At 62.1% G+C, this 11,492-nt stretch carries 11 protein-coding genes; 7 read left to right on the forward strand and 4 right to left on the reverse strand.

Annotated features, from left to right (window positions below; translation table 11 throughout):
* Position 1: 1 nt before the first annotated feature.
* From NKJ93_RS30305 to NKJ93_RS30315, 3 genes are all read right to left on the reverse strand, one after another.
* Positions 2 to 907 carry a carbohydrate ABC transporter permease gene (locus tag NKJ93_RS30305; RefSeq protein ID WP_023722315.1) on the reverse strand — a complete coding sequence of 302 codons (906 nt, stop codon included), beginning with the start codon at positions 905 to 907 and terminating at the stop codon, positions 2 to 4.
* A gap of 74 nt (positions 908 to 981) precedes the next feature.
* On the reverse strand, positions 982 to 2,298 hold the full coding sequence (locus tag NKJ93_RS30310) for an ABC transporter substrate-binding protein (RefSeq protein ID WP_023722314.1): 1,317 nt from the start codon (positions 2,296 to 2,298) through the stop codon (positions 982 to 984).
* Positions 2,299 to 2,657: 359 nt separating this feature from the next.
* Complete coding sequence (locus NKJ93_RS30315; RefSeq protein WP_023722313.1) at positions 2,658 to 3,353, reverse strand: TetR/AcrR family transcriptional regulator; 696 nt, start codon at positions 3,351 to 3,353, stop codon at positions 2,658 to 2,660.
* A gap of 107 nt (positions 3,354 to 3,460) precedes the next feature.
* On the opposite strand from NKJ93_RS30315, the gene NKJ93_RS30320 reads away from it, so the two are divergent.
* The 3 genes from NKJ93_RS30320 to NKJ93_RS30330 are packed head-to-tail and all read left to right on the forward strand — an operon-like array spanning position 3,461 to position 5,944.
* Positions 3,461 to 4,657, forward strand: coding sequence for a Tm-1-like ATP-binding domain-containing protein (locus NKJ93_RS30320; protein ID WP_352592820.1), 1,197 nt, complete (start codon positions 3,461 to 3,463; stop codon positions 4,655 to 4,657).
* An 11-nt stretch (positions 4,658 to 4,668) separates the two neighbouring features.
* Positions 4,669 to 5,508 carry a phosphoenolpyruvate hydrolase family protein gene (locus NKJ93_RS30325; RefSeq protein WP_352484966.1) on the forward strand — a complete coding sequence of 280 codons (840 nt, stop codon included), beginning with the start codon at positions 4,669 to 4,671 and terminating at the stop codon, positions 5,506 to 5,508.
* Positions 5,509 to 5,524: 16 nt separating this feature from the next.
* Entirely contained in the window at positions 5,525 to 5,944 is a 420-nt protein-coding gene (locus NKJ93_RS30330; protein ID WP_023722310.1) for a cupin domain-containing protein, read from the forward strand.
* A 12-nt stretch (positions 5,945 to 5,956) separates the two neighbouring features.
* Here NKJ93_RS30330 and NKJ93_RS30335 read toward each other — a convergent pair whose 3' ends face one another.
* The gene (locus NKJ93_RS30335; RefSeq protein ID WP_352592823.1) at positions 5,957 to 7,144 is read right to left on the reverse strand and encodes a M24 family metallopeptidase; all 1,188 of its coding nucleotides are present in this window, start codon (positions 7,142 to 7,144) and stop codon (positions 5,957 to 5,959) included.
* A 364-nt stretch (positions 7,145 to 7,508) separates the two neighbouring features.
* On the opposite strand from NKJ93_RS30335, the gene NKJ93_RS30340 reads away from it, so the two are divergent.
* The 4 genes from NKJ93_RS30340 to NKJ93_RS30355 form a co-directional block, all read left to right on the forward strand.
* Positions 7,509 to 9,119 (forward strand): ABC transporter substrate-binding protein, encoded by a 1,611-nt coding sequence (locus NKJ93_RS30340; RefSeq protein ID WP_352592826.1) that lies wholly within the window; start codon positions 7,509 to 7,511, stop codon positions 9,117 to 9,119.
* A 282-nt stretch (positions 9,120 to 9,401) separates the two neighbouring features.
* The gene (locus tag NKJ93_RS30345) at positions 9,402 to 10,388 is read left to right on the forward strand and encodes an ABC transporter permease (RefSeq protein ID WP_352484963.1); all 987 of its coding nucleotides are present in this window, start codon (positions 9,402 to 9,404) and stop codon (positions 10,386 to 10,388) included.
* Positions 10,385 to 11,215 (forward strand): ABC transporter permease, encoded by an 831-nt coding sequence (locus tag NKJ93_RS30350; protein WP_023722306.1) that lies wholly within the window; start codon positions 10,385 to 10,387, stop codon positions 11,213 to 11,215. The genes NKJ93_RS30345 and NKJ93_RS30350 overlap by 4 nt, the downstream gene beginning before the upstream one ends.
* On the forward strand, positions 11,212 to 11,492 hold a 281-nt coding region (locus NKJ93_RS30355), incomplete at its 3' end, for an ATP-binding cassette domain-containing protein (protein WP_352592828.1). The genes NKJ93_RS30350 and NKJ93_RS30355, both read left to right, overlap by 4 nt.

Here is an 11,492-nt window from a genome sequence, read left to right on the forward strand (position 1 = left end):
CTCAGCGCTCCTTCACCTTGTTGAGGTATTTGACATAGATGTTGGTGATCGCTAGCACCATGATCAGCACGATGTAGGCGAGCGCGCAGGAGCGCCCGGTCTGCCATTCCTGGAACGCCATCTTGTAGAGCCGGATCGAGATCAGCTCGGCCGTCGGCTGGCTGGTCAGGATATAGGCGAGGTCGAAGGTCTTGAACGCTTCCATGGTGCGGAAGATGACCGCGATCATCAGGATCGGCGCGACCAGCGGCAGCGTGATGCGGAAGAAGGTGTAGAACGGCCCGGCCCTGTCGATCGCGGCGGCCTCGTAGAGATGCTTGGGCACGGCCGACAGGCCGGCCAGCGACAACAGCATGACGAAGGGCGACCACATCCAGATATCGGTCAGCGCGACCGCATAGAGCGCCATTTTCGGATCCGACAGCCATTCGAAGGTGCCGAGGCCCAGCGCATAATTGATGATGCCGAAGGACGGATCGTAGAGCAGTTTCCAGAACAGGCCGACGACGGCCATAGACAGCATCATCGGCAACAACAGGAGCGTCGTCAGCAGGCCCTTGAGCGGAATGTCGCGGTTGAGCAGCATGGCCACGCCGAAGCCGACGAGCAGCTGGCCGGCGACCGAGATGATGACGTATTTTGCGGTGATGGCGAAGTTGGACCAGACATAGGGATCGCTGAGCAGGTCGCGATAGTTTTGCAGCCCGACGAAATTCGCCGCCGCGCTGGTCGAGGCGCGGAAATCGGTGAACGAATAGCCCAGCGAATAGATCAGCGGGAAGATGTTGAAGACGATCAGAAACAGGATCGTCGGGATGATGAAGAGATTGCGGATCGAAATGTCGCTTAGACCGCGAGCAGCGGCCCGCGAGGACCTGTCCAGCGTGGTGATCATCGTGGTCGCCAAGACCCTGCTCCCGGTTCAAGAATCAGAAAAAGAAACGGAGGAGGCACGAACGCCCCCTCCGTGAAGCTTCATACTTATTGGCCGCGGCCGTATTTCTTGAAGGTCGCGTTCCAGTCGGCTGCCAGTGCGTCCAGCGTCTCCTTGGCGGTGCCTTCGCCGCCGATCATGTAGGGGTAGATGCGCTGGTTGAGCTGCTGCAGCAGTTCGGCATATTCCGGAACCGCCCAGAAGTCCTTGACCTTGAACATGGTCTCGTAGAACGCCTTGTTGTAGGGCGTGGCGTTCTGGAATTCGGGCGACTTGAGCACGGCGGCACTGCAGGTGTAGCCGCCAAGCGCTGCCCATTTCTTCTGGGTCTCGTCCTTGATGAACCATTCCAGGAACTTGGTCGCCTCTTCCTGCTTCTGCGAGTAGGAAACGATGGAGATGCCCTGACCGCCGAGTGCGGCGAACTGGTCCCCGTTCGGGCCGGGAGGATTGGCGAAGAAGCCGGTGTTCTTGGCGTTCGGGTTCGACGCCTCGTTGATCAGCGAGGGGAAGAACGCGAAGTAGTTCATGCTCATCGCCGCCAGGTTTTCAGTGATCGCCTGGTTGTCCTCGACGAAGAACGACTTGGCCCAGCCCGGAGGCGTGAACTTGTAGAGTTCCTTGTAGGCGTCGAGCGCCGCGATCGCCTTGTCGGAGTTGATGAAGCCATCGACCTTGTAGGTCTTATAGTCACCCAGCTCGCCGCCAAAGGAGAACAGCGCGTTTTCGAAGCCCATCGCCATCGCGTCATAGGAATTGTCGGTGTAGATGGCGATGCCGTATTTTTTCTGGTCCGGCCGGTAGAAGAACTCGGCGATGTCGCGCAGCGCCTTGAAATCCTTCGGCACGTCGAGATCGTAGCCATACTTGGCCTTGAAGGCTTCCTTTTCCTTCGGATCCTCGAACCAGTCCTTGCGGTAGGACCAGCCGACAGCGTCGCCTTCAAGCGGGATGGCCCAGTACTTGCTGCTGCCGCCCGGATATTCGGCGTAGTACTTCACCGTCGCCGGTGCCATCACGTCGCCGACCTTGTGCTTGTTGAAGAAGTCGGTCAGGTCCACATAGTGGCCACCAGTCGAGCCGGCACCGAGCCATTGCGAGTCGCCGACGACCATATCATAGGCATCGCCATGGGCGTTGAACTCGGTGAAGGCCTTGGTCTGGAAGTCGGGCCACGGTGTGGTTTCCACCGTGATTTTCACGCCGGTTTCCTTCTCGTACTCGTTGCCGAGTTCCTGCAGGTAATTGGCCGGATCCCATTCCGCCCAGAAGATTGTAAGTTCCTTTTCCTGCGCGTAGACGGACGTTCCGCAGGCTAGCACTAAGCCGATACCAGCAAGCAAGCTGGTCATTGTCTTGCGCATAATGATTTCCTCCCTTGTGCGCATTCTACCGCGTCATGCGAGCCGGCGGCGAGGCCGGCCCTGGTAGTCCTCCCGTGACGGCACCGTTCCGGTTTTTGAGCCTCCTCGTTCGACCGAAACGGATATTAGCCTTCACCCTTTGATCCGCTTTATTTGTCCTGATCTGGTATTACCAATTTCAGACGAACGTCAAGCCCTTTCTTGGACGGTGGCGGACACGCAGACAAGTTGGTTTCTGCGATATCTGCCTGTTTTCCCTGAATTTTCCTACTCCTTGATACATAGGGGCCTTGCCTCGGCCGCTGCATCGCCAATAGTATGAGTAGGCAGGGTGCAAATCTGGTCGAACCAGATTGGCGTCATCTAGCGGCTGTCATCGGTGCGATCCCATCTCCTTCAATCATCGATTCCGTCACAGCTGCGCGTACCAGCGCGCTGGCGGCCCATTGCGCGACCGACATCATACTGCGGCTGTCCAATCCCCATATATCCTTCAGTACGATCAGCATCTCAACACCGAAGATCAATGACAGCGCCTGCGCGAGCCGCTTGAATTCGCGCGGCGGCAACCGGCCTTTGAGTGGCGCAATCGCATCTTTCAAAAGATCGACGCGATGGCCGCGCGTGAACGCCGGTTCGCCGTCAAACGTGCCTGCCTGTCGCTGCGCCCACTGGTCGAGCGACAGTTTCAGCGCCGCCTTGAACGTCGCTTCGAAGGCCTCGATGCGCGGCATGGCGGTCTCGAACAGCTCGGCCACCCGGCGCTCGGGATCGGCAGAGCTCGATTTCCAGGTAAGGATCGGTCCGAGCCCCTCATCGACCACCGCCTGCACCAGCGCCGCCTGGCTCGGAAAATACCGATAGGCGGTGGCGCGTGAGACTTCCGCCGCCTCCGCCACCTCGCTGACCGACGGCGTGGCGCCCGCCTGCATCAGCTTTGTCGCCGTCTCCAGCATCAGCCGCCTGGTGCGCGCGCGGGCCCCGCGCTCTACCCGCGGGTTCGGCCCCTGGCCGGCATCGTCGTCCGTTGCCGCTTGTTGACGTGAGACATTCATGTCAATACGATACGCGCGTCTCAAAAAATTGCAATGGCCCTTCGCGCCGTCGAATGGCCGGGCAAAGGGACGGCAGCGTCGAACACGCCCAGGACCGGGGAAACGCGATGAAGCGCATCTATGTGGTGGGCACCGCCGACACCAAGGGCGAGGAACTCGCTTTTCTGGCCGATGCGGTCGCCGCAACCGGCGCTTCGATTGCCCGTGTCGACATCGGAACACGCGGCGCGACCGTGCCGGTCGATGTTTCGGCAGACGAGGTCGCCAGCCACCATTCAGAGGGTCGCAATGCCGTGCTCGGCGTCGACGACCACGGCACCGCAGTGGCGGCGATGGCTGCCGCCTTTGCCCGATTTGTTCAATCGCGTAGCGATATTGCCGGGATTATCGGCATCGGCGGTGGCGGCGGCACCTCGATCATCACCACAGGCATGCGCACGCTGCCGCTCGGCCTGCCCAAGATCATGGTTTCGACCTTGGCCTCCGGCGACACCGCGCCTTATGTCGACGTCTCCGACATCGTCATGATGCCGTCGGTGACCGACATGGCCGGCCTCAACCGGCTTTCCCGTGTCGTGCTCCACAATGCCGCCCAGGCGATATCAGGCATGGCGGCAAAGCCGGCGCCGCCGGCCGACGGCAGACCCTCGATAGGCCTCACCATGTTCGGCATCACCACGCCGTGCGTGACCGCCATCGCCGACGAACTTCGTTCGACTTATGACTGTATGGTATTTCATGCCACTGGAACCGGCGGCCGCACCATGGAAAAATTGGCCGACAGCGGCTTGTTGTCCGGCGTCATCGACATCACCACGACCGAAGTCTGCGACTTGCTGTTTGGCGGCGTGCTGCCGGCGACGGACGATCGCTTTGGTGCCATCGCCCGCACCGGGCTGCCTTATGTCGGCTCGGTCGGCGCGCTCGACATGGTCAATTTCTGGGCGCCGCCAACAATTCCGGAACGCTATCGCGGCCGGCTATTCTATGAGCACAATCCAAACGTCACACTGATGCGCACCACCGCCGACGAAAGCAGAATGATCGGCGAATGGATCGGTACAAGGCTGAGCCTCTGCCAGGGTCCGGTTCGTTTCCTCATTCCGGAGAAAGGCGTGTCGGCGCTCGACATCGAAGGCGGCGCCTTCTTCGACCCTGAAGCCGATGCAGCTTTGTTCGAGGCGATCGAGCGCACCATCAAACCCGCCAAAACGCGGCGCGTTCTGCGCCTGCCGCTGCATATCAACGACCCCGAATTCGCCTGGGCCGCCACAACGGCCTTCCTCGACATCGCCAGACAGTGAGACACCAAGATATGGCCGCCATACCGCGCAAGAAAATCCTGGAGAAATTCCGCAAGATGATCGCGGACGGCGTTCCGATCGTCGGCGGCGGTGCCGGCACCGGCCTGTCGGCCAAGGCAGAGGAAGCTGGCGGCATCGACCTGATCATCATCTACAATTCCGGCCGCTACCGCATGGCCGGGCGCGGCTCGGCCGCCGGCCTGCTCGCCTATGGCAACGCCAACGAGATCGTCAAGGAGATGGCCTACGAAGTGCTGCCGGTAGTGAAGAAGACGCCGGTGCTGGCCGGCGTCAACGGCACCGATCCCTTCGTCATCATGCCGCTGCTTTTGGCCGAGTTGAAGACGATGGGCTTTTCCGGTGTGCAGAACTTTCCGACCATCGGCCTGTTCGACGGCCAGATGCGGCAGAGTTTTGAAGAAACCGGCATGGGCTTCGGGCTCGAGGTCGACATGATCGCCGAGGCTCACAAACTCGACCTGTTGACCACGCCCTACGTCTTCAATCCAGACGAGGCTCGCGCCATGACACAAGCCGGCGCCGACATCGTCGTCGCCCATATGGGGGTGACCACCGGCGGTTCGATCGGTGCGACCTCGGCTAAATCGCTGGACGACTGTGTGAAGGAGATCGACGCCATTGCCGAAGCGGCACGCTCAGTGCGCGAGGATATCATCCTGCTTTGCCATGGCGGGCCGATCTCGATGCCGGACGACGCCAAATATATTCTCGAGCGCTGCAAGGGCCTGCACGGTTTCTACGGCGCGAGTTCGATGGAACGGCTGCCGGCGGAAGCTTCGATCGCCAGGCAAACGGCGGATTTCAAGGCCGTCACGTTCGGCGCTGCGTAGAAGAAGGGGTGAGACGATGACCGACAACAGCAAGGTGTTCGTATACCCAAAAGACGTCAGCGCCTTCGGCTTCGACTGGGGCAGGCTGTCGCTGACGGTCGCTCCCGAAGTGAACGGCGCGAAGCGCTTTTCCGGTGGTGTCGTCGACCTGCCGTCGGGCAAGGGCCATACGCGTCATAACCATCCGGGTGCCGAGGAGATCATTTTCGTCATCTCAGGCAATGGCGAGCAGATGGTCGAAGACGAGAAGGGCAATCCGGTCGTCGAGAAGGTCGGCCCCGGTTGCACCATCTATGTGCCGGAAAGCCGCTTCCATTCGACGCTCAATACCGGCGACGCGCCGATGCAGCTTTTCGTCGTCTATTCGCCGGCCGGGCCGGAATTGGCACTGCGCGACCTGCCGGATTTCAGGCTGCTGCCGTCAGGTGGGAATTGAGATAGACGGCGCCTAAGCCCCGCCCCTGTTCCAGCCCCTACCCCGATCGCCGAACATAATGTAACCGGCGCCGGTCACCGCCACCGTGTCCTCCAGCTTGATGAAGCCGCGCGTCGGGTGGAGCATGGTCGTCTCGACCGAAAGCACCATGTTCTTCTCCAGCGGCTTTGCGGCATAGGTGCCTTCATAGGTCACCGGATGGTTGGTCATCAGGAACGGCGCTTCGTGCGTGATCAGCCCCATGCCATGCGCGAAGAAATCGGTATAGGCCGCAACCTTGGATTTCTTCAGCACGCCTTCGGCATGAGAAATCATGTCACCGCCCAGCGTGCCCGCCTTTACCTTGGAGAAGGCCGCCTGCTGCACCGTCTCGATCTCGGCCAGCAGATCCTCGAGTTCGGCGTCAGGCTCACCCAGCACGCCCATGCGGCAAAGGTCGCCGATATAGCCGTGGTAGTTGCCGCCGGAATCGATCGACATCACCTCGCCCTTCTTCCACGTTTGCGGCGAGGCCGCGCGGTTGTGACTGGAGCCTAGCGTCAACAGGCAATATTCGAAATGCGCGCCGCGATTGGTCTCCTCGCGCCTGAGCTGTTCGATGATCTCGCTCTTGGTTGTGCCTTCGCGTGCCCAGCCGATGGTCGCCAGCATGGAATCGGTGATCAGCTCCGAAGCAATGCGCAGCTTCTCCAGCTCGGCTTCGGTTTTGATTGCTCGCATGCGCTCCAGCATGTGCGTGGCGTCGATCAGCTTGGCGTCCGGCAGCGCGTTGCGGATCAGCATATAGGCGTCGGACGGCAGGAAGGCGGGCTCGATGCCAATGCGGGCATTGCCCTTGCCGATCTTCCGCAAATGCTCGACCGCCAGGTTGGCGGCATCGAGCGTGCCCCAGCAGGCGGCATGCAGTGTCGGCGTCCAGAACGGATGGTTCTGGTGCTCGCCGCCCTCCATGCGGTTGCCGATATAGGCGGCATGCTCCGGCCCGCCTTTCTCGTAGACGACGACAGGCAGATAGCGGCTATGGCCGATCGCATCCATGGCGGCGAAGAAGATGAACTTGTAGCCGCCAAGCAGATATTGCGTGTTGTGCCTGGAGGTGGCGAGCAGCACGTCGATGCCGGCTTCCTCCATCAGCCCGTCCACCCTGGCCTGGTCGAACGGCACGCTGCCGACGACATTCTTGCCCGGAGCAACGTTCATTGTCTCTCTCCCTGAAGTGCCATGACCGACCGCACGTGGCGCCGGCCTTTCTGGTTTTAGAGCCTTGGCTCCCCTCAAATCTGCATCATTTTGCCCGGTCTGGTCCAGCCAGAATGGGTCGAGCGGGCGCCAAAAGCTCATTCCGCTACCGGCATGGTCTAATCTGGTCCGGCCAGATCAGCGCATTGGACCGCTTCCCTGTAACTGGTCCAGCGGACGGAAATTTCAAAGCCACGTGAGGATGCGCCAATTCCGTCTCTGGCGAAACCCCGGACAAGGGCCATAATCAGCTTTGCAGGATGCTCACGAGCGTCCGAGGGGTACGGCGCACCCGGCCGGGTCGCGGAGAGGACGGAGTTCGATCATGCCAGAGTTCACCATTTCCAGGCGTACGATACTTGCGGGTTCGGCATTGCTGCTGGCCTCCACCGCCATGCCGACGATCGGCTGGGCGCAGACGCCGAAAAAGGGCGGACGACTGGTTGTCGCCGCTGATTCCGAGCCGCGCAATCTCAATCCGGCGATTGTCGCCTCGAACGGGGTCTTCTTCATCTCGAGCAAGATCGTGGAAACCTTGGCCGAGGCCTCCTTCGGCGGCAAGGACGGGCTCGAGCCACGGCTGGCGCTCAGCTGGGAAGGCGCCGCCGACGGCCTGTCGGTGACGTTCAAACTGCGCGAGGCCGTCAAATGGCATGACGGGAAGCCCTTCACCTCAGCCGATGTCGCCTTCTCGGCGCTGCAGGTCTGGAAACCGCTGCAGAATCTCGGCCGCACCGTGTTCAAGGATCTGGAGGCGGTCGACACGCCGGACGAGGCGACCGCCGTGTTCAAATTCGCCAAGCCGACCCCGTTCCAGCTGATCCGCAACGCCTTGCCGGCGCTGAGCAGCGTGGTGCCCAAGCACATCTACGAGACCGGAAAGATCGAGGACAACCCGGCCAACAACGCCCCGGTCGGCACCGGACCGTTCAAATTTGCCGAATACAAGCCCGGCGAATATTACCGGCTGGAGAAGAACACCGACTATTGGGGCAAGGACGAGCCCTATCTCGATGAGATCATCTATCAGGTGCTGCCGGACCGCACGTCGGCGGCCAGCGCGCTCGAGGCCGAAGAGATCCAGCTCGCCGCCTTCTCCGCCGTGCCCCTGGCCGATCTCGACCGCATCTCCAAAGTGCCCGGCCTCAAGGTGATCACCAAAGGATACGAAGGGCTGACTTACCAACTGGTCGTCGAGATCAACCATCGCCGCAAGGAGCTGGCCGACCTGAAAGTGCGCCAGGCGATCGCTCACGCTATCGACAAGGATTTCGTCGTCAAGACGGTGTTTCTCGGCTATGCCGCCACCGCCACTGGCCCGGTGCCGAAAAACGACCCGCAATTCTACACCGCCGACGTGCCGACCTATGCTTTCGACGTCGCCAAGGCCAACGCCTTGCTCGACGAGGCCGGCTACAGCCGAGGCGATGATGGCAAGCGCTTTTCGCTGAAACTGCTGCCGGCGCCCTATTTCAACGAGACCAAGCAGTTCGGCGACTATCTTCGTCAGGCGCTCGCCGCCATCGGCATCGACGCCCAGCTGGTCAACAACGACTCTGCCGCGCATATCAAGGCGGTTTACACCGACCACGCCTTCGACCTTGCGGTCGGGCCGCCGGTGTTCCGCGGCGATCCGGCGATCTCGACCACCATCCTGGTGCAGAGCGGCATTCCCGACGGGGTGCCTTTCTCCAACCAGGGCGGCTACAAGAACGCCGATCTCGACGCTCTGATCGCCAAGGCATCGGAGACGCTTGACACCGCCGCCCGCACCGAACTCTACAAGGAGTTCCAGAGAAAAGTTGCCGCCGACCTGCCACTGATCAACGTCGCCGAATGGAGTTTCATCAGCGTCGCCCGCGATACGGTCAAGAACATCGCCAACACCCCGCGCTGGGCGGTGTCGAACTGGGCGGACACCTATTTAGAATCGTGACACATTCTGGCGGATGAAAATTCGCGCCGAAATCCGTGTGGAAACTTGGTCAAATACCGAGTTCCTTCACACCCCCCTCTGTCCTGCCGGACATCTCCCCCGCAAAGGGGGAGATTGGCTGGCCGCAACGTGGGCTTATTTGCCTGCTGCGTTGAAGATTGGCGAAATCGCTAATGACATCCGATCTCCCCCCTTGCGGGGGAGATGTCCGGCAGGACAGAGGGGGGTGGGAAGAAACACCGCATCTCCTAATTGCCACTGCGCCAAGCACCCGGCGCCGCCATGAGCCGCGCCCTCACCCTCCTTCGCCGTCGCCTCGTCGGCAGCATCTTCGTGTTGCTGATTGTCGTCATCGGCACCTTCCTGTTGCTCGAAGCCGCTCCCGGCGATGCGGTCGATGCCTACATCGTCTCGACCGGCGGCGACGCCGGCATGATCGAGCTGTTGCGTCACCGCTGGGGGCTCGACCAATCTGAGCTGACGCGGCTGGCCAATTACCTTTGGGCGCTGCTGCATCTCGACCTTGGCCAGTCCGTCACCTTTTCGCGGCCGATCCGCGATGTCATCACCGAGCGCCTGCCCAACACGCTGCTGTTGATGGGCAGCGCCACTGCGCTCTCCTTCGGACTCGGCTCGGTGCTCGGCATCTATGCCGGCGCCAGACCCGGCAGCGTCCGTGATCGCTTCCTGTCTATCGGCTCGCTGGCGGTCTATGCCATACCGGGCTTCTGGCTCGGGCTGGTGCTGATCATCGTCTTTGCCGTCGACCTGCGCTGGTTTCCGATCGGCGGCATCGAGAGCATCGCCTCGGCCAGGACCGGCCTTGATCGCGCTGGCGACATCGCCCGCCATCTCGTCCTGCCGGTCTCCGCGCTCGGCTTCATTTATCTCGCGCTCTATCTGCGCATGATGCGCGCCGGCATGGCCGAGGTCTGGCGGCAGGATTTTGTCCTCGCCGCTCGCGCCAGGGGACTTTCCCGCCGTCGCGTCGTGCTCGCCCATGTCGCCCGCAACGCGCTGTTGCCGCTGGTCACCATGCTTGGCCTGCAGTCCGCGCAAATGCTGGGCGGCAGCGTCGTCATCGAAAGCGTCTTTTCGGTGCCAGGCCTTGGCCGATTGGCGCAGGAAGCGGTGGCGGCACGCGACACGCCGTTGCTGCTCGGCATCATTCTCGTCAGCGCCGTTCTGGTCGTCATCATCAACCTTCTCGTCGACATCGCCTACGCCGTCCTCGATCCGCGCGTCAGAGCCAATGAGGCCGGCGCGTGAACCCGCTTCGCCGTTTTCTCCGGACGCCGGAAGCGATCGCCGGCATTGTCATCCTGGCGGCGCTGTTTGCCGTGGCGCTTGCCGCACCTTTGTTCTTTCCCGGCGATCCGCAGGCCATTGCCGGGCCGGCATTGCTGCCGCCGTTCCAGGACTGGTCGCTACCACTAGGCACCGACCGCCTCGGCCGTGACATGCTGGCCGAGCTTTTCCACGGCGCCCGCACCTCGCTGGCGGTCGGCCTGGCGGCCGCCGCCGCCGCCCTTGCCGTCGGCGCAGTGATCGGCACGCTGGCCGGCTTTGCCGGCGGCCTTATCGACGAAGTGCTGATGCGCATCACCGACGCTTTCCAGACCGTGCCAGCTTTTCTGCTGGCTTTGGCTTTCGTCAGCATCGTCGGGCCGTCGCTCGGCGTCGTCGTCGCGGCGATCGCACTGGGCGCCTGGACCGGACCGGCACGCGTGGCGCGAGCCGAAGTGCTGTCGATCCGCGAGCGCGATTTTGTAGCGGGCGCCCGCGTCATCGGCATGCATCCGCTGGAGATCGCCTTTCGCGAGGTGCTGCCCAACGCATTGCCGCCGGTACTGGCATTGTCGTCGGTGATCGTCGCCGCGGCGATTCTCACCGAAGCGGCATTGTCCTTTCTCGGCCTCGGCGACCCCAACCGCGTTACCTGGGGCGGCATGATCGCCGAAGGCCGTGCCGTGCTGCGCACCGCGCCGTTCCTGTCGATCGTTCCGGGAATAGCACTCGTGCTCACGGTGCTAGGTGTGTATCTCGCCGGCGAAGGCGTCGTCGAGACGACGGCGGTGAGGAGGGGCCTGTCGTGACGGCGCTGCTTTCGATCCGCAATCTGACGGTGACCTATCGCCGCGATGGCTCCGAGGTGACGGCACTAAAGAGTGTCAGCCTCGACATTCCCGCCGGCGAGCGCTTTGCCATCATCGGCGAGAGCGGTTCGGGCAAGAGCACGCTGGCGCTTGCCATTGCCGGGCTGCTGCCGGGTTCTGCCAGGATCGAAGGCCGCATCGATTGGCTCTTGCGCCCGCCGCCAATGTCTGGTGCCAAGACACCCCCCTCTGTCCTGCCGGACATGTCCGGCAGGAC

This window comes from Mesorhizobium sp. M0028 (assembly GCF_040323855.1).
GTDB lineage: Bacteria > Pseudomonadota > Alphaproteobacteria > Rhizobiales > Rhizobiaceae > Mesorhizobium.

Bases quoted from the DNA above. Each gene is read 5' to 3' on its own strand.
- NKJ93_RS30320 (WP_352592820.1), top strand. From the start codon at position 3,461: ATGAAGCGCATCTATGTGGTGGGCACCGCCGACACCAAGGGCGAGGAA.
- NKJ93_RS30325 (WP_352484966.1), top strand. From the start codon at position 4,669: ATGGCCGCCATACCGCGCAAGAAAATCCTGGAGAAATTCCGCAAGATG.
- NKJ93_RS30345 (WP_352484963.1), top strand. From the start codon at position 9,402: ATGAGCCGCGCCCTCACCCTCCTTCGCCGTCGCCTCGTCGGCAGCATC.
- NKJ93_RS30310 (WP_023722314.1), bottom strand. From the start codon at position 2,298: ATGCGCAAGACAATGACCAGCTTGCTTGCTGGTATCGGCTTAGTGCTA.
- NKJ93_RS30335 (WP_352592823.1), bottom strand. From the start codon at position 7,144: ATGAACGTTGCTCCGGGCAAGAATGTCGTCGGCAGCGTGCCGTTCGAC.
- NKJ93_RS30315 (WP_023722313.1), bottom strand. From the start codon at position 3,353: ATGAATGTCTCACGTCAACAAGCGGCAACGGACGACGATGCCGGCCAG.
- NKJ93_RS30330 (WP_023722310.1), top strand. From the start codon at position 5,525: ATGACCGACAACAGCAAGGTGTTCGTATACCCAAAAGACGTCAGCGCC.
- NKJ93_RS30340 (WP_352592826.1), top strand. From the start codon at position 7,509: ATGCCAGAGTTCACCATTTCCAGGCGTACGATACTTGCGGGTTCGGCA.